The sequence below is a fragment of the Gibbsiella greigii genome, from assembly GCF_039540155.1.
In the GTDB taxonomy this organism is placed as follows: domain Bacteria; phylum Pseudomonadota; class Gammaproteobacteria; order Enterobacterales; family Enterobacteriaceae; genus Gibbsiella; species Gibbsiella quercinecans.
On record NZ_BAABEM010000004.1, the window covers coordinates 147768 to 165293 of the forward strand.

Annotated in this window: 18 protein-coding genes; 9 read left to right on the plus strand and 9 right to left on the minus strand. The window is 57.1% G+C overall.

Features of this window, described 5'->3' with window-relative positions; translation table 11 throughout:
• Positions 1 to 5 precede the first annotated feature (5 nt).
• Positions 6 to 1520 carry an ABC transporter substrate-binding protein gene (locus AC559G_RS01585; RefSeq protein WP_498910778.1) on the plus strand — a complete coding sequence of 505 codons (1515 nt, stop codon included), beginning with the start codon at positions 6 to 8 and terminating at the stop codon, positions 1518 to 1520.
• A gap of 34 nt (positions 1521 to 1554) precedes the next feature.
• Here the strand turns inward: AC559G_RS01585 and AC559G_RS01590 are convergent, their stop codons facing one another.
• Positions 1555 to 2514, minus strand: coding sequence for a 5-oxoprolinase subunit C family protein (locus tag AC559G_RS01590; protein WP_498910780.1), 960 nt, complete (start codon positions 2512 to 2514; stop codon positions 1555 to 1557).
• Positions 2511 to 3242, minus strand: coding sequence for a 5-oxoprolinase subunit B family protein (gene pxpB / locus AC559G_RS01595; protein ID WP_498910782.1), 732 nt, complete (start codon positions 3240 to 3242; stop codon positions 2511 to 2513). Before pxpB ends, AC559G_RS01590 begins: the two co-directional genes overlap by 4 nt.
• Before the next feature lie 150 nt (positions 3243 to 3392).
• Here pxpB and AC559G_RS01600 point away from each other — a divergent pair, with 150 nt between their 5' ends.
• The gene (locus AC559G_RS01600; RefSeq protein WP_498910784.1) at positions 3393 to 4172 is read left to right on the plus strand and encodes a LamB/YcsF family protein; all 780 of its coding nucleotides are present in this window, start codon (positions 3393 to 3395) and stop codon (positions 4170 to 4172) included.
• 29 nt (positions 4173 to 4201) lie between these two features.
• On the opposite strand, the gene AC559G_RS01605 is transcribed toward AC559G_RS01600, so the two are convergent.
• Positions 4202 to 5167, minus strand: coding sequence for a hydroxyacid dehydrogenase (locus tag AC559G_RS01605; protein WP_498910786.1), 966 nt, complete (start codon positions 5165 to 5167; stop codon positions 4202 to 4204).
• A gap of 108 nt (positions 5168 to 5275) precedes the next feature.
• Between AC559G_RS01605 and AC559G_RS01610 the strand changes: the two genes are divergently transcribed.
• The 6 genes from AC559G_RS01610 (at position 5276) to AC559G_RS01635 (ending at position 10004) form a co-directional block, all read left to right on the plus strand.
• Entirely contained in the window at positions 5276 to 5923 is a 648-nt protein-coding gene (locus AC559G_RS01610) for a DUF1989 domain-containing protein (RefSeq protein WP_498910788.1), read from the plus strand.
• A complete protein-coding gene (locus AC559G_RS01615) occupies positions 5920 to 6726 on the plus strand; it encodes an amino acid ABC transporter ATP-binding protein (protein ID WP_498910790.1) in 807 nt (268 codons plus the stop codon). Before AC559G_RS01610 ends, AC559G_RS01615 begins: the two co-directional genes overlap by 4 nt.
• A complete protein-coding gene (locus AC559G_RS01620) occupies positions 6723 to 7379 on the plus strand; it encodes an amino acid ABC transporter permease (protein ID WP_498910792.1) in 657 nt (218 codons plus the stop codon). The genes AC559G_RS01615 and AC559G_RS01620 overlap by 4 nt, the downstream gene beginning before the upstream one ends.
• 14 nt (positions 7380 to 7393) lie before the next feature.
• Positions 7394 to 8341, plus strand: a complete 948-nt coding sequence (locus AC559G_RS01625; protein ID WP_498910794.1) for an agmatinase — start codon at positions 7394 to 7396, stop codon at positions 8339 to 8341.
• Positions 8342 to 8380: 39 nt separating this feature from the next.
• Positions 8381 to 9178, plus strand: a complete 798-nt coding sequence (locus AC559G_RS01630; protein WP_498910796.1) for a type 2 periplasmic-binding domain-containing protein — start codon at positions 8381 to 8383, stop codon at positions 9176 to 9178.
• A gap of 163 nt (positions 9179 to 9341) precedes the next feature.
• A complete protein-coding gene (locus AC559G_RS01635; protein ID WP_438597313.1) occupies positions 9342 to 10004 on the plus strand; it encodes a GntR family transcriptional regulator in 663 nt (220 codons plus the stop codon).
• Positions 10005 to 10033: 29 nt separating this feature from the next.
• Here the strand turns inward: AC559G_RS01635 and alsK are convergent, their stop codons facing one another.
• The 6 genes from alsK to AC559G_RS01665 all read right to left on the minus strand — a co-directional run bounded on the left by alsK (position 10034) and on the right by AC559G_RS01665 (position 16191).
• Entirely contained in the window at positions 10034 to 10942 is a 909-nt protein-coding gene (gene alsK / locus AC559G_RS01640) for an allose kinase (protein WP_498910798.1), read from the minus strand.
• Positions 10935 to 11621, minus strand: a complete 687-nt coding sequence (gene alsE, locus AC559G_RS01645) for a D-allulose 6-phosphate 3-epimerase (RefSeq protein WP_095845699.1) — start codon at positions 11619 to 11621, stop codon at positions 10935 to 10937. The genes alsK and alsE overlap by 8 nt, the downstream gene beginning before the upstream one ends.
• 10 nt (positions 11622 to 11631) lie before the next feature.
• Complete coding sequence (alsC, locus tag AC559G_RS01650) at positions 11632 to 12612, minus strand: ABC transporter permease (protein ID WP_498910800.1); 981 nt, start codon at positions 12610 to 12612, stop codon at positions 11632 to 11634.
• Positions 12591 to 14123 carry a D-allose ABC transporter ATP-binding protein AlsA gene (alsA, locus tag AC559G_RS01655; protein ID WP_498910802.1) on the minus strand — a complete coding sequence of 511 codons (1533 nt, stop codon included), beginning with the start codon at positions 14121 to 14123 and terminating at the stop codon, positions 12591 to 12593. Before alsA ends, alsC begins: the two co-directional genes overlap by 22 nt.
• 139 nt (positions 14124 to 14262) lie before the next feature.
• The gene (gene alsB, locus AC559G_RS01660; RefSeq protein WP_095845696.1) at positions 14263 to 15198 is read right to left on the minus strand and encodes a D-allose transporter substrate-binding protein; all 936 of its coding nucleotides are present in this window, start codon (positions 15196 to 15198) and stop codon (positions 14263 to 14265) included.
• 108 nt (positions 15199 to 15306) lie between these two features.
• Positions 15307 to 16191, minus strand: coding sequence for a MurR/RpiR family transcriptional regulator (locus AC559G_RS01665; RefSeq protein ID WP_095845695.1), 885 nt, complete (start codon positions 16189 to 16191; stop codon positions 15307 to 15309).
• A gap of 373 nt (positions 16192 to 16564) precedes the next feature.
• Between AC559G_RS01665 and rpiB the strand changes: the two genes are divergently transcribed.
• Complete coding sequence (gene rpiB, locus AC559G_RS01670) at positions 16565 to 17038, plus strand: RpiB/LacA/LacB family sugar-phosphate isomerase (RefSeq protein ID WP_498910805.1); 474 nt, start codon at positions 16565 to 16567, stop codon at positions 17036 to 17038.
• Positions 17039 to 17526: the final 488 nt, after the last annotated feature.

The window sequence follows — 17526 nt, forward strand, 5'->3', positions numbered from 1 at the left end:
GTGAAATGAAGCGAAAGCCGTATCAAACCGTAGCCGCCGGCCTGTTGTTAGCGCTGTACCTGGCAAGTGAGGCGGCGCAGGCCGCCGGTATCCTGGGCATTGGCCGCCGGGATGACAGTACCACCTTTGATCCGATCAAATCTGCGCAAAACGCCGATAACTGGGTGTTTTCCAACGTGTTTGATCCGTTGGTGCGGGTGGATAAGATGGGCACCAAACTGGAGCCGGGGCTGGCGGAGAGCTGGAGCATCTCGGACGACGGCAAGGTATACACCTTCAAGATCCGCGATGCCAAATTCTCTGACGGTAGCCCGGTCACCGCCAGCGATGCGGCCTTTAGCCTGCTGCGCATTCGCGATAACGAGGAGTCGCTATGGCGGGATTCCTACAGCATTATCGCCACGGCGCAGGCGAAGGATCCGCACACGTTGGTGATCACCCTGAAGTCGCCATCGGCGCCGTTCCTGTCGCAGCTGGCGCTGCCCAATTCGTCCGTGATTTCGGAAAAGGCGATGAAGGCCGAGGGGGAGGAAGCGTTTGCGGAAAAACCGCTCGGCTCCGGCGCGTTCAGCGTGAAGGAGTGGGTGCGCGGCGAAAGGGTCAGCCTGGTGAAAAACCCGTACTTCTGGCAGGCCGATCGGGTGAGCCTGGATGGCGTCGAGTGGCTGACGCTGCCGGACGACAATACCCGTATGCTGAAAGTGCAGGCCGGCGAGCTGGATGCGGCGCTGAACGTGCCGTTCTCGCGCATTGCTTCGCTGCAGAAGGATGCCAATCTGACGGTGGAACTGAACCCCTCAACCCGGGAAGATCACCTGCTGATCAACCATTCCCATGGCGCGCTGGGTAAAGTGGAAGTGCGCCAGGCGCTGGATTTTGCCATTGATAAAGACGCCATCGTGAAAACCGTCACCTTCGGCTATGGCCAAGTCGCCAACTCCTATATCCCGGCCGGGGCGCTGTATCATTATGCCGATAATCTGCGCCGCCCTTATGATCCTGAAAAGGCGCGCCAGATGTTGGCCGCTGCAGGCGCCAGCGATCTGACGCTGAAATACCTTGTTAACGCCGGCGACGAGGTGGACGAGCAGATCGCGGTTCTGCTTCAGCAGCAGTTGGCGAAGGCGGGCGTGAAGGTGAACCTGCAAAAGGTGGATCCAAGCCAGAGTTGGGACATGCTGATCGCTGGCGATTATGATATTTCCGTGATGTACTGGACCAATGACATTCTCGATCCGGATCAGAAAACCACCTTTACGCTGGGGCACGACGCCAACATGAACTACATGACGCGTTATCATAACGATCAAGTTAAAGCCCTGGTCAGCGCCGCGCGGGTGGAAATGGATGCGAAAAAGCGTGAGCAGATGTATATCGATCTGCAAAAAATGGCCAAGGCCGATGTGAACTGGATCGATCTCTACTACAGCCCTTATCGCAACGTCAGCCGTAAGAATATCAAAGGTTTTTATCAAAACCCGCTTGGGCGTTTCTTCCTGGAAGATACCGTCAAAGAATAACCCACAACCTGTGGCCCCCGGCACTGGGGGCCGTTCAGGCACCGGCCGAGCCACCGCGCAATTTTGCCAGCCACTGGGCCAGCGCCTGCTGGCGCCCGCACCACAGCGTTTCCGCTTTTTCAACGCTCACTGGTTCAAACTGCAGCCTGTCGCCGGGCTTCAACTGCCCCAGCCGGGCCAAATCAGCGCGGATGACGGTGGCGATTTTCGGGTAGCCACCGGTGGTTTGGCGATCGCTCATCGCCACGATCGGCAGGCCGTTGCCGGGGATCTGAATGCTGCCGCGGGCGATGGCGTCAGAGACGATATTGAACCCTTTACTGTGCGCGATCGGCCGGCCCTGCAAACGGTAGCCCATGCGATCGCTCTGATTGGACAGGGTGTAGCGTTGCTCAATGAAGTCTGCTTTGGCCGCTGCATCGAAGTGCGTATCCTGCGGCCCCCAGATAATACGGATCGGCCGCTTTTCCATCTGCGGCATGATGCGCTCTGCCACGCCCTGATACGGGGGCGACGTGGGGGCGTCAACCAGCGGTAGATGGTCATTTTTTTGCAACGGGCGCCCGGCAAACCCGCCCAGGCCGGCCCGCATCAGGGTTGAAACGCTGCCCAGCACCGGCGCCACGGCAAAGCCGCCGGCGACCGCCAGATAGCCACGGGCGCCGCTGATGACGCGCCCCAGCGCCAGCACGCTGCCCGGCTGCATTTCATGGCACCGATAAGGCGCGCACGGGCGGCCGTTGAGCGTGGCCGCCAGGTTGCCGGTCACCGCGAAATGGCATGGGCGATCGCCGGCCAGGCGCAGCGTGGGACCGAGCAGGGTGATTTCCAGTGCGCCGGTGTTGGCCGGGTTGCCGACCAGCGCGTTGGCAACGGCAAAGCTGAGTTCGTCCATCGCACCGGAAGGCGGCACGCCCTGGTCTTCAAAGCCGAAGCGGCCTTCATCTTGCAAAGTGGTAAAAAGCCCGGGGGAAAGCACCTCAAAATGCATCATGCCTGCCAGCTCCATTCGGGCAGATAGTGGCGCGCTGCCGCGAGTTGTTCGAATTGGCGCTCACTGATGGTAAAAAAGCGGACGTTGTCGCCGGCCTGCAGCAGAAAGGGGGATTCGCGCGTGGGATCAAAGCTACGCACCGGCGTGCGCCCCAGCAGGTGCCAGCCGCTGGGGGCGGCGACGGAACCGACCGCCGTTTGCATGCCGCCGATGCTGATGCTGCCGGCGGGCACCTTCAGGCGTGGCTCCACCCGCCGCGGGGTGTGCAAACGCGCATCCAGCCCGCCAAGATAGGCAAAGCCGGGCATAAAGCCGATCATATAAACGCGGTAGCGGGTTGCGCTGTGGATGGCGATGGTTTCTTGCTCGCTTAGCCCGTGCGTGGCGGCAAGTTCCGGCAAATCGATGCCGTACTGCCCGCCGTAGCACACCGGAATATGCCAGCATTTGCTGGGCGCATCGGCCTCCGCCGTCTCGGCCAGCAACTGCTCAAGTTGCTGGATTAATGCCTGCTGTCGCACCTGGGTAGAGTCGTAATTCACCGTCAGTGAACGGTAGGTGGGGATCAGCGAGGTGATCCCGGCCGGCGCCGCCGCCTTCAGGCGCGCCGCTAACGCGGTGACGCGCCGGTTGATCTGTTCGTCGATCACCTCGCCAAAATCGATGTAAATCGCGTGATCGGCAACCGGGAGTAATTGCCACGCGGGGGCTGCTGCGGGCTGGTCCACGTCATTTTTCCCACATGTCTGAAAGTGATGGTCGTATGAAATACGTTTGGCATACCAATGAGATGCTGTCAATATACAAGATAGAGATTTATTTTCGCGCCGCGCTGTGCAACTGTGATGGGCAATCAAAATAACCAAGGGGAATGCGCCATGTTGATCGATCTCAACTGCGATATGGGGGAAAGTTTCGGGGCCTGGACGATGGGGCAGGATGAAGAGATGTTGCGCATCGTAACCTCGGCCAACATCGCCTGCGGTTTCCACGCCGGGGATCCGGACGTGATGGCGGCAACGCTGGCCGCGGCGCAGCAGCAGGGGGTCAAGGTGGGGGCGCATCCCAGCTTTTTTGATCTGCAGGGCTTTGGCCGCCGCCAGATCCTGGGCGACAGCCCGGCGCAGATCGAACGGCAGATCATCTATCAGATCGGTGCATTGAAAGCGTTGGCGGAAAGCCAGGGGATGCGTTTGCAGCATGTGAAAACCCACGGCGCGCTCGGCAATATGGCGGCGGAAGACGATGCGCTGGCGATGGCAGTGGCCAGGGCGATTTATGCGGTGGACAAGTCCTTGATTATGGTGACCATGCCGGGCTTGTGCACGGAAAAAGCGGCGCTGGAAGTGGGCTTGCCGCTGGTGCGCGAGATTTACGTCGATCGCGCTTATGCTGAAAACGGCAACCTGGTGTCGCGCAAGCTGCCGGGCGCGGTGTTGCACGATGCCAAACAGGCCAGCGAGCGGATCCTGCGGATGCTGGAGGATCAGGCGCTGATCACCTTGCAGGGAACGCGCATACCGGTGACGATTGATACCATTTGCGTGCACGGCGACACGCCGGGCGCGGTTGAGATGGCGGCGCAGGTGCGCACGCTGTTGGAAAGCAAAGGCGTGGCCTTCGCCCCGATGAGTGAAATCATTGCTGCCCGTGGCTGATGGCCGCTGAACGCCTGGCGCCGCCGTTCTTACCGGCGCCGGGTTGGCCATACCGCCGGGTTAACCAGAGAATCCGGTTTTTCATCCCGCAACACGCGTAAAATGCCTTCAACTGCCGCGCCTGCCATATTGATTAACGCCTGCTCCGTCGATGCCGCAATGTGCGGCGAAACCACCAGATTGCGGGCGGTCAGCAAGGCGGCGCCGGCAGGCAACGGTTCCTGCTCGAAAACGTCCAGCCCGGCCCCCGCCAGCGCACCGTTATTGAGTGCGCGGATGAGCGCCGCTTCATCGATCAGCGCGCCGCGGCTGGTGTTGATCAGGTAGGCCGAAGGTTTCATTTGCGCTAACTGCCGCGCACCGATCAGGTGCCGGGTTGCCGGCAGGGAAGGGACATGCAGCGAAACGATGTCGCTTTGGCGCAGCAATGCGGCCAGATCGGCGGCCTTACGGTACCCTGCGGCCCGGATAACCGCATCCGGCTGGCTGCTGTAAACCACGACCTGCATCCCCAGAGCGTTGGCTAACGCCGCCGTGCAGCGGCCGATGGCGCCCAGCCCGACAATCCCCAGCACCGCATGCTGCAGCTCCCGCAGCCCGCTTTGATATTTGAAGGCCTGATAGGCGCCCTGCCGGACCGCGTTGTCTGCCGCTACCTGCTGTTTTGCCAGGGCGAACATCAGCCCGATGGCATGTTCGGCGACCGAGCGCGTATTCATGCCTGGCGTATTGATCACCACGATGCCTTTCTCTGTTGCCGCCTGCAGATCAATGCCGTCGGTCCCTACGCCGTGGACGGCAATCACTCTAAGATGCGGCAGTTGCGCCATCATGGTGCGTGAAAATTCGCCGCTGCGGAAGATTACCGCGACCACACCCGCCTGCGCCGCCGTATCCAAATCTTCGCTTTGTTCCAAAGGTGACAGATTGGCATTTTTTAACCTGTTGATTCCGAACTGGTGTATCGGCTTGGGTATCCAGCAACTATTTTTCATTGGGCGCGCTCCGTGTTTGGAATACTTTTGGCATTTTCTTTGCTTTTTATACAAGTGCCAATAAAAAACAAAGATGAATTTTTACGCATACAGCAATAGGGGGTTCAGATGATGGCCCAACCTTGTTTCACTGGGCAGGATATGATTCTCGCGGCCACAGAAGGCATTGCGGTCGCGCTGGGCAAAGGGCAGGCGCTGGCGATCGAGAATATTCGCGGCAATCAGGTGGTGGATGCCTGGGCAATTAGCCAACGCGATCCTTTCGAGTACGCCTCTATGGAACATACGCGTTCGGTGAACAGCAATCTGTTTCTGCAGCTAGGGATGACGGTGGTCAGCAACTATCGCGCGGCCATGTTTACGCTGGTTCACGACGCCTCGCCCGGCCGGCATGACACGCTGCTGTGCCCCTGCAATGCCGAGATTTATCGGGAACTGGGCTGCACGCAATACCACCGTAGCTGCACCGATAATTTCCACGCCGCCTTGAATCATCTGGGCATCACGCTGCCGTTTACCCCGGCGTCATTGAACCTATTTATGAATGTGCCGTTTCAGCCGGACGGTGCGCTCGATCGCGCCCCGCCGCGCGCCAAAGCGGGGGATACCTTGGTGTTAAAGGCCGAGCAGGATATCTGGCTGGTGCTTTCCGCCTGCCCACAGGATATCACGCCGATTAACGGTGCTAGCCGCCGGCCTGCCGATATCGGTTTGCACTTAATTGAGAGTTTTCAATGTGAAGGAGGGGCCGTATGACGCACAGTGAGCCGTCTTTATTACGGATCAAAGAGCTGAATAAGCGCTATGGCGAACTGCATGTGTTGAAAAATGTGGCGTTGAACGTCAACCGCGGCGAGGTGGTTTCGATTATCGGCGCCAGCGGCTCCGGGAAAAGTACGTTTTTGCGCTGTCTGAACGTGCTGGAAATGCCGCAGAGCGGCTTTATGGAATTTGGTGAATTCTCGTTTGATTTCCGTGACGGCGCCAGAGCCCAGCCGACCACCGAACAGTTGCAACAACTGCGTACGCAAATTGGCATGGTGTTCCAGAGCTACCATTTATGGCCGCATATGACGGTGCTGGAAAATGTGATTGAAGCGCCATTGCGGGTGAAAAAAATGTCGCGCAAGTCGGCGGTAGAGGTGGCCGACGCCTTATTGAACCGCGTCGGAATGTATGAAAAGCGCGATCAGTACCCCGGCCGGCTCTCCGGCGGGCAACAGCAGCGGGTGGCGATAGCCCGGGCACTGGCGATGAAGCCGCGCATGATGCTGTTCGATGAGGCCACCTCGGCGCTCGATCCGGAGCTGGTGGGCGAAGTGCTCGCCCTGATCGCTGCCCTGGCGGAAGAGGGCATGACCATGCTGCTGGTGACCCATGAAATCGCCTTTGCCCGGGATGTTTCTTCACGCGTACTGTTTTTTGATCAGGGCGTGGTGGCCGAGGACGGCCCGCCGCAACGGGTACTGGCCGATCCGGAAAGCCCCCGGTTACGGCAATTTCTCAGCCGCATTCTGCATCAGGATATTTCCCCCGCCGCGAAAAGGAATGTGCCATGAATCAATTATTGAGTGATTTCCAGGCCTATGGCGCCGGTTTTTTCTATGCTGCTCTGACGGTGTTGACCATCACGGTGCTGACGATTCTGCTCAGTTGGGCGTTTGGGCTGGCGGCGGCGCTGGGCAAGCTTTCGCCGGTGGCGCTATTTAGCCGGGCCAGCCGGTTTTACATTTGGTTTGTGCGCGGCACGCCAGCGTTGATCCAGGTGTTTATTGTCTATTTCGGTTTGCCGCAGTTGGGGATCCGGTTTTCGCCGTTCGCCGCCGGCGTGATTGCGTTGGCGCTAAACAGCGGCGCTTATATCGCTGAAATTATCCGTTCAGGGTTAAACGCCATTCCGCGCAGCCAGATGGAGTCAGCCTATGCGCTGGGGCTGTCTAAACGTGAAGTGATGCGCCGCATCATCTTGCCGCAAGTGTTCCGCATCATCTTGCCACCGATGACCAACGAGGCAATTTCCGCGTTGAAAAACACCTCGTTGCTTTCCACCATTACGGTGATCGACATCACTCTGTATGCCCAGACCATTATCTCCGCCACTTTCCGTCCGTTTGAATTCTATATTGCCGCCTCGGTGATTTATTTGCTGTTGACGTCGATGCTGACGGAGTTTGCCGCCTGGCTTGAACGCCGCCAGGAACGTTACAGCTAACCAAGGAGTTTGCCATGAGTTCTCAGCCTGCCGATTCGCTGGCCAGCCCACGCTTTTGCGGCCTGCCGACCTTTATGCGTTTGCCGCTGGCCAACGATCCCGGCGATCTTGATGCGGCGATCGTCGGCATACCGTCGGATTCCGGCGCGCCTTTTCGCAGCGGCGCGCGCTTTGCGCCCAATGCCGTGCGCGCCATGTCGGTGATGCTGCGCCCGATCAATCCCTATCGCGGCAATGTCAATATCTTTGAAAAACTGCGCATTGCCGATGTGGGGGATTCGGTGGTGGTGCCCGGTTATGAAATCGAATCGTTGCGGTTGATAGAAGAAACCATTCACCGCATTGCTGCCGCGGGAGCCGTGCCGTGCGCCATCGGCGGCGACCATTCCGTAACCCTGGCGGAGCTGCGGGCGATTGCCAGAGTACACGGCCCGCTGGCGCTGGTGCAGTTCGATTCACACAGCGACACCTGGGATAAATACTTTGCCGATCTGCAATACAGCGCTGGCACACCGTTCCGCCGGGCGGTGGAAGAAAACATTGTCGATCCGCGCTATTCGATACAGGTGGGCCTGCGTGGCTCCTTGTTTAAAACCAGCGATATCACCCAGTCGCTGGATTTGGGCTATGAGGTGGTCACCACCGATGAGATGTTCGACATTGGGTTGCCGGCGCTGGCAGAGCGCATTAGCGCCAGAACGGCGGGGCGGCCGACGTTTATTACCTTCGATATGGACTTTGTCGACCCGGCTTCGGCTCCCGCAGTGCAAACCCCGGAATCCGGCGGGCCGAGCACGCGGGAAGCGCTGTTGCTGCTACGCGCGTTAAACAAGATCAACATTGTGGGCTGCGACGTGACGGAAATCAGCCCGCCGTATGACGGGCCGGGGCAAATCACCGCGCTGCTCGGGGCGACCGTCATGCTGGAATTGTTATCACTATTGGCAACCACAATGCCTTGATTTTCCTATTGCTATTCAACATATCGGGAGTCATGCCACATGAAACTAAAATTTGTTTTTAGTCTTGCCGTACTGGTGTCAGCGTTGATGTCCTTTTTTGCCGCGGCGGCGGGCGATGGGCAACTTGAGTTGCTCAAGCAAGGGGAATTACGCGTTGCCACCGAAGGGACCAACCCGCCGTACAGCATGCGGATGGCAAATGGTCAATTGGACGGCCTGGAAATCAGCATAATGAAAGAGATCGCCCGGCGCCTTGATCTGAAATACATGCCGATTGTGACGAAATGGGACTCTATTTTAATCGGCCTGCAGGCCGATCAGTTTGATATCAGTAGCGCCGCGATGGATATTACTCCGGAGCGGCAAAAAGCGATTATCTTTGCCGACGGTTGGATCGAATCCGGCGGCCGGATTATTATTCCGCAAGATTCAGCTATTCAATCCGCACAGGATCTGAAAGGTAAACGCATCGGCGCGCAGGTTTCTTCCACCTATGCACAGTTAGCGGTGGGGCACGGCGCGATATTGAAAAGCTACGTTGACGTTACGGCTGCCGTGCAGGATATGGCGAACGGGAATATCGATGGGGTGATTAATGACTCGATTGGTAATGCCTACCTGATTAAAGACATGAAGCTGCCTTTCAAACAGACGCCGGACTATGTGAACCAGATCCAGAAAGGCTTTGCGGTGAAAAAGGGCAAGCCGAATTTGGTTGCTGCCGTCAATAAAGCCCTGGCCGACATGAAGGCCGATGGCACTTACGCCAGGCTGGTAACCCCGCTGGTGGGTTATGATCCTGCGCCGAAAGACCCAGTGCGCAGCTTGCCGCAGTAATGTGGCGCCCGTTTAGCGGGGCCTGCTGCTGTATCTTTAGGATGAAAATGCTAGGCTGTGTTCGGCAATCCCTGCCGGGCGCCGCCGTGGCCGCTAGCTGCCGGGGTTGCAGACGGGTTAGCCTGCTTAACGGTTTATCCAGTGTGAAAATACGATGGTTTCTATGAGCACAAGCTACTGTATGAATGATGATAACGAACGCAATTTAAGCAGGAAGGCTTACGATATCATTTTGCAAATGATCATCAACCGCGAACTGCCGGTGAATACCGTATTGCAGGAACGGCGCCTGGCGGAAATGATGGATATTTCCCGCACGCCGGTAAGGAATGCGCTCAACAGGCTGGAAAACGAAGGCTTCATTGTGCGTAACGGCGGCAGAACGCCGGTAGTTAAAGAGTTCTCTATCCAGGAACTGATCGAAACGCTGCATGTGCGTCGCACCCTGGAAGGTGAAGCGGCCCGACTTGCAGCCGGCCGTATTCCCGGCGATGAGCTGGATGCCATCGCCAGGCAGATTAAACGCCTGCTCAGCCAGGACCGGCCGGATCCCAAAGAGGATTGGGCGGTGGATACCCGCCTGCATGACGCGATCGCCCATTACAGCGGCAACCGCTTATTGAAAGGCTATATTCAGACCCTGCGCTTAAAAACCAGCATGTTCAATTTGCGCCAGGTGCCGGAACGCTTTGTTATCGGCCATAACGAACATCTGGCGATCATTGAAGCGCTGCGCAACGGGCAGGCCGAACAGGCGCGGGATCTGCTTATCACGCACATTGATAACGTGCGGGAAAGCATCATCAAACGCCTGAGCCAATTCTGAAGCCCCTCCGCCGGGCCGCGCAGGGCCGGCTAATTCAGCCAGCGGCGGCGGGCAAGGCCGGCGGCCCCGCAGGCGCCGTTAAAGTCTGAAGAAGAAGCGGGGATAAAGCGCACCGCGTCATGGGGCAGCGGGCGGCGCAGATGTGTACGCACGCCGGCAATCAGCTCGCATAGCGGGAATCCCGGCATGTCCATCACCCCGCCGCCGAGGATCACGCTGTGCGGATCAAACAGGTTGATGCTGGTGGCGATGGCGCGCGCCGCGTGCGCCAGCAATGCAACAATAAAGGCATCGTTGCGGCTGTGTAAAAACAGTTCGCCCAGCGTATAGGCGCGCGGCGTTTGTTCATACCAGTGGCGCAGCGCCACGCCGGAACAGACCGTTTCCAGGCAGCCGAGATTGCCGCAGCCGCAGCGCATGCGGCTGTCGCCCTGCGGAATATGGCCAAGCTCGCCCGCCACGCCGTGGGCGCCGGTCCAAGGCGCGCCGTTGAGCCAGATGGCGAACCCCATGCCGGTGCCGAGGTAGGCGGCCAGCACCACCTCGTTCTCCAACGCGTTTTCATGCACATCATAAGAGAGTTGCAGATTGACATCGCGCGCAAACTGCACCGGGCACGCGAGTTGGTGTTCCAGGCATTCGGCCAGGCCGGCGAACTCGCTGGCCGTCAACGGCAGGTTGGGGGTTGATATAATGGTGCGCCGATCGCTGCCTACCAGCGCCGGGAACCCGATCATCACGCCCAGGCCGCGTGCACGGTGCCGCTCAAACAGCTGGCGCAGTTGCCCGCTAAGCCCGGCGGCCAGACCGGGCGCAATGACCTCCGCGGTGGGTAATTTCTTGCAGACGATCTCCACCCCCTCGGCGTTTTGCAGGCAGAAGCGGGTATGGGTGGCGCCCATATCCACCCCGGCCACCACGGGAAGCGGTTCAGACATGGCGGGCCTCCGCGCTTTTGGCTTGCACAATCTGCTGTGCCATGATGTTCCAGGCTTCGGCAACATCCGGCGAATGGCTGAACAGGCCGGAGGAGCCGACGATCAGCACATCCGCACCCGCCTCAATCAGGCGCTGATAGGTGCCTTGGTTACAGGAGCCATCGATCTCGATTTCATAAGACAGCCCTTCGCGCGTGCGCCATTCTTTCAGTTCGGCGATCTTTTCCAGCATTTCCGGGATGAAGGGCTGCCCGGCAAAGCCGGGATCAACCGTCATCACGGTGATCTTGTCGGCCTTGTGAATGTAATACTTCATCGTATCGACCGCGGTTTCCGGGTTGAGGATCAGGCCGACTTTCATGCCGTGCCGGCGGATCTCATCGAACAGGCGAAACGCCTGGCCGTTGATGGTTTCCGGGTGCAGGGTAATGAAATCGGCGCCGGCGGCCGCTAGCGAGGCGATGTAGTCCTGCGGCCGGGTCACCATCAGGTGACAGTCAAGCGGTTTACTCGCCAGGCGGCGCACCTGGCTGACGAAAAACGGTGAGAGTGTCAGGTTCGGTACGAAGTGGCCGTCCATAATGTCGATATGAAAATAGTCCGCATGGCGATCGATAAACTCGATCTGCTCTTTGAACTTCAATAGATCCATACACATCAGAGAGGGGGATATTTTCATCATTGGCTCCTTACTTACTGATCAGCCGATCCAGTGCGACAGCGGCGATAATCAGCCCGCCCATCACCACCAGTTGGTAGTAGGTTTGTACTTGCAGAATATTCAGGCCGTTATTGATGGTGCCGATGATCAGGCCGCCGATCACCACCGAGAAAATGCGCCCCTTGCCGCCGAAGAAGCTGGTGCCGCCGATAATGGCGCTGGCGATGGCGTAGGTTTCAAACCCCATGCCGGCTAACGGCTCGGCGGCGCCGAGGCGAGCGGTGGACACCACGCCCGCCAGCCCGGCGCAAATGCCGGAGATGATGAACACCACCAACATATGGAACTTCACATCAATGCCGGAATAGAAGGCGGAGTTTTTGTTGCCGCCCAGAGCATAGATGTTGCGCCCCAGCCGGGTGCGGGTGGTGAGGAACCACAGCACAATGGCGATCAGCAGCGAGAAGATGACCGGTACCGGTATGCCGATAACGCTGGCGGCGAAGAAATTGACGAAGTCGAAAGAGAAGCCGTACACCGAGTTTGCGTCGGAAATCACCAGCGTAATGCCGCGGAAGATGGCATTGGTGCCCAGCGTAATGATAAACGGGTGCAGCCCCGTCCAGTTCACCAGGCAGCCGTTGATGGCGCCGAGCGCGCCGCCGACCACCACGCCGCCAATCAGCGCGGCGGAAACGGGATCAAAGCCGGCCAGCATCAGTTTGGCGGTGACCATGCCCGACAGTGCCAGGATCGCGCCGACCGAAAGATCGATCCCCGCCACCAGAATGGCGAAGAATTCCCCCATGCCGATCAGCACGGTTACCGAACTTTGCACGAAAATCTGCCTGATGTTGTTGGCGGTGAGGAAATACTCCGCCGACAGCGTGCCGAAGATCGCCACGATAATCGCGAGGATGAAAAACGTGCCGTATTTATCCCAGAACAGGGCAAAGTTAAACGGCGTCTTCTCTGGCGGCTCGCCTTTTACTCTTGAGGTAATGCCCATGCCATAATCTCCTCTTCGCTGATATCGTCGCGATTGTTCAAAATTTTCGTCAGGCGCCCTGCGCAAAACACCGCAATACGGTCACAGACGGTAATAATTTCCGGCAGCTCGGAAGACACCATCAGGATCACTTTCCCTTCGTCCGCCAGCCGGCGCATCACTTTGTAAATTTCAGCCTTGGCCCCCACATCGATGCCGCGGGTCGGCTCATCGAAAATAATCACTTCCGGGTGGCAGCAGAGCCATTTGGAAATCAGCACCTTTTGCTGGTTGCCGCCCGACAGCTCAGTGATGTTTTGATTCACCGACTGGCACTTAAGCGCGAGCAGGGCGCGTTGCTGTTCGGCGATTTCATGCTCTTGCTGCGGCTTGAATAACCCGATGGCGCCTTTGTAGCCGCCGTCTTTCAGGCTGCGGCTGATGGCGATGTTTTCAGCAATGGAAAAGTTGGCGAAAAAGCCGTTCTCGCGCCGGCTTTCGGTGATGTATGCCATGCCTTTTTTCAACGCGTCGAGCGGCGAACGGGGCGTGATCGGCTTGCCATGCAGCAGGATCTCCCCCTGGCTGCGTTTTTCGGCGCCGAACAGGCAGTTCATCAGTTCAGTGCGGCCGGAGCCCACCAGCCCGGCGAAACCGAGGATTTCGCCCCGGCTGACCATAAAAGAGATATCGCGGACTTTCTTTTTGTCGCGGCTGGTGACGTGTTTCACTTCGAACACCGTATCCGGCTCCACGTTGCCGGCATTCTCTTTCAGCGCCATAAAGCGGTTTTGCAGCTCGCGGCCCACCATCATGCGCACGATGTCGTCGTTGCTGACGTCGCTCACCATGCCGCTGCTGACGCTGCTGCCGTCTTTCATCACCGTGTAGCGATCGCAGATTTGGCGGATCTCATTGAGCTTGTGCGAGATATACACGATCGCACAGCCCTCTTTGCGCAACTGCTGCATGATCAGGAACAGGTAATCCACTTCTTTGCTGGTTAGCGAAGAGGTTGGCTCATCCATGATGATCACTTTGGCGTTGAGCATCAGTGTCCTGGCGATTTCCAACATTTGTTTATGGCTGATGGATAAATTCGCCACTTTTTCATCAAGGTCCACTTTTAGGCCGACGCGTAATAACATCATGGCGGCGCGCAGGCGCATTTCTTTCCAGTCAATAATCGTGATGCCGCAGACTTTTTTGGTCAGGTGCCGGCCAATATAAAGATTTTCCAGCACCGTTAATTCGTCTATGACGCTTAACTCCTGGTAAATAATGCCCACGCCTAATTGCGAGGCGAGTTTATGATCCAGTTTGTTATAGTCGGTGTGATCAATGGTGATTGTCCCTTTAGTGGGTTCATAGATACCCGACAATATTTTCATCAGGGTTGATTTACCGGCGCCGTTTTCACCTAATAACGCATGTATTTCATGAGTGTAAATGGCTAAATCAACCGATTTTAATGCGTGAACCGGGCCAAAAGATTTGCCGATCCCCGCCATGCTGATATAAGGCGTGACCATTTAATTACCTCTATTCCGCCATGCTCCTGGTATCCGCGATATTTGCGCTTGCGGTGTGGCGCGTTTATGCTGCAACTCGAATTATTTTGGGTATATATTTCGCCATGGCCCCCGGTTTGCGCCACCGGGGGCCGGGTGGCTATTGGGTAATCAGTACCGAATCGACCAGTTTGAATTCCGGCTGTTTATCCAGCGGGATCACCTGGCCAGTCTTGGCTTTTTCCACCAGCAGACGCAGGCCGGTTGCACCGATATCCGCCGGGTTCTGGGCGACGGTGGCGGTCATTTGCCCGCCAGCCACCATTTTGCGCGCTTCAGGAATACCATCGGTGCCCACGACCAGGACCTTGCCGGTTTTTCCGGCGTTGATCACCGCCTGGGCTACGCCCATCGCCATGGTATCGTTGGCGCAGTAGAAGGCTTTCAGATTCGGGTTACGCTGCAATACGTTGGTGGCAACATCCAGCGCTTTGATGCGATCCCAGTCGGCGGGCTGGCTGGCAACCAGTTTGATCGCGCCGGCTTTTTGGAAGGCTGCGGTCGCGCCCTGGCGGCGCGCCTCGCCGGAGGCGTTGCCGGCTTTGCCTTCGATAATCGCCACCTCGCCGCCTTCGGCGCCCAGCCGCTGAATGATGTAGTCGGCCGCTTTGCCACCCACGGCGACGTTGTCGGTGGTGACGAACGCTTCCACGTTGCCGCCCGCTTTTTTCAGGTTATCCATGTCGATTTTTTCATCGAGATTGACCAGGAAAATCCCTTTTTTCCAGGCGCGGGTGACCGGCATCACCAGGTTTACCGAAGAGAGCGGCGCAAAGGCGATGCCTTTGTAATTTTTATTACTAAGATCTTCGAAGAGCTGCAGCTGCGACTGGAAATCCCCCTCCGAAGGCGAAGCGAAAATATCAACGCTAACGCCACTGGCTTTCGCCTGATCCTCAATGCCTTTTTTCATATCGACCCAAAACGGGTTGGATAGCGTTTTTAAGACCACGGCATAATCGGCGGCGGCGAAAGCACTGGTGGATAACATCACACCGACAGCAGCGCTACTGAATAACTTCAGAAGTTTGTTCATTGTATTATTCTCACTGTAGGGTAACTATTATATATACCGGATTATTTCAGACCGCAGGGGCCTGAATTAATCTGGTATCGTTTTCAACTGTGGCCTGAAAATTTCTGGTTATTTATCCCGGCGGAAAAAGTTAACGATAGCGCCGGTTTTTTCCATATTTAACGTTGCCTGTTCAATATTCTGTTGTGCGACGGAAACAAAAAAAGCGTCTAATAAGGTCAGTTGTAAAATACGTGCCGAGGCGTTGCGCCCTAATAATGGCGTTTCCGGCGCCGGCGAACAGATAATAAAGTCTGCCAGTTTGGCGATCGGCGAGTTATAGCTGTGGGTGATACAAATAATCTTCGCCCCGTTGCTCTTCGCCAATTCTACCGCTTCTTGCAGATCGCTGGTGCGCCCGGAGTGAGAGACCACCAGCACTACATCCCCTTCTTGCAGCAACGCGGCGGACATCATCATGATGTGCGCGTCCTGGTAGGCGTGGCAACGCACGCCGATGCGCAGCAGCTTATGCTCGATATCGGCGCAGATCGCGTTTGAGCCGCCGACGCCGTACAGATCGCGCTGTTTGGCGTGGTAAAAATAACGCGCCGCACGGTGGATCTCATCCACATTGACGATCGACTGGCCTTCCATAATGGTGCGTAGAGTGATGTTGAACACCTTGTTCACCACATCTTGCGGCGCTTCATCGAAAGACAGTTCAGCCGGCAGCACCTGTTCGGACTGTGAAAAGTAGTCGATCAGCGAACTGCGCAGGTTGCGAAAACCGCTAAACCCCAGCAGCTTCGACACTTTGACAATCATCGCCTCCGACACCATCAGCGCTTCGGCAACGTCTTTTATCGACGGCGCCCCGCTTAAATTACCCGGTGCCAAAAACCATTCCACGATTCGGCTTTCGTTTTCCGTCATGCCTTCCTGCTTCATGCGCAGGTAAGGGGCGATGCCGATCCCGTTCGGGATGCCCTGATCAAATTCTGATTGGCTCATTTGCTTCTCGCGTCCATAAACTGAAGACGCCACTATATCACCACAGGCTGTTGATAAAATATGCAACAAACTTCACAAAATTATAAAACTTATAAAGTTAATCTTTATGTGAAGTTTGCTCAGGTGCGGAAGATAGGAGTGGTTTTGTCTTTTTGTTTTATATTCAGTTTATTACATTAATTTATGCCCGGGAATGGTTTGCGTTACGTGATTCCGTTAATCTTAATAAAGCACATTTTTATGAAATAAAGCGCAGCGATAAGGGTGATAACCGCCGAGTTTAGCGGGTTTTTATCGGCTTATTTGGCTTTATTTCACAAATTAAACAACTTTTGTAAAGTTAGAGCGATAACCCAATCAACGAGAGGTTGTAATGAAGAACATAGCCCTTGGCTGCGATCATGTCGGTTTTGAACTGAAGGCGGCCATTGTCGCGCACCTGCAACAGCGTGGCGTGACGGTGGTAGATAAAGGCACCTGGTCCAGTGAACGCACGGATTACCCGTGCTACGCCGGTGCGGTGGCGGAAGCGGTGTTGGCGGGGGAAGTGGAGGGCGGCATTCTGATTTGCGGCACCGGCGTGGGCATTTCCATCACGGCCAATAAATACCCCGGCATCCGGGCCGTGGTGTGCAGCGAACCTTATTCCGCCCAACTGTCGCGGCAGCACAATAACACCAATATTCTGGCGTTCGGCGCACGGGTGGTGGGGCAAGAGCTGGCGAAAATGATCGTGGATGCCTGGTTTGATGCCCAGTTTGAAGGTGGGCGCCATCAGGCGCGGATTGATGCAATTAGCGAGATTGAAACGCGCGTTGGTCATGTGCCCGGCGCAGCCTGCGGTTAACCTGATTCGAATCCGCACTTTGTAACCCTCGGTGTAAAGGGAATTGCCTTATCACTCCGAGTTTCTTTGCGGCAATAGTGGCAGGCAATTGTCAGGGCCGAAGGCCCGGCCCCGACACCCCGGCCTGCGCTTAACATGGCCTGCCCGCTGCGCGGGTGCCCTCGCGGCGTCCCCGTCGCCGGGCGGGTCGGCTACGACAAACATCCCTGTTTGTCTCGCCTCAATCGGCCGTCCGTGGCCGATTGCCCCTGGCAACGGTGCCTTGCTCAGCAGGCCAAGATGCGCGCGGAAGGTCAACACCCCAATCTATTGCCACCGGGCAACCTAACCTCCGGTTTTGACATAACTTAATGAGTTAATAAGTTAATCTCAAAGACGATGTATTAGGTGAGTGGAGCACGGGGGTTGAAGCCATTGAAGGCGCCGAACGGCGGAACGGCGCATAGGCGAAACCGCCAGGACGGCGGTTTCAGGCGAGACAGGCAGGG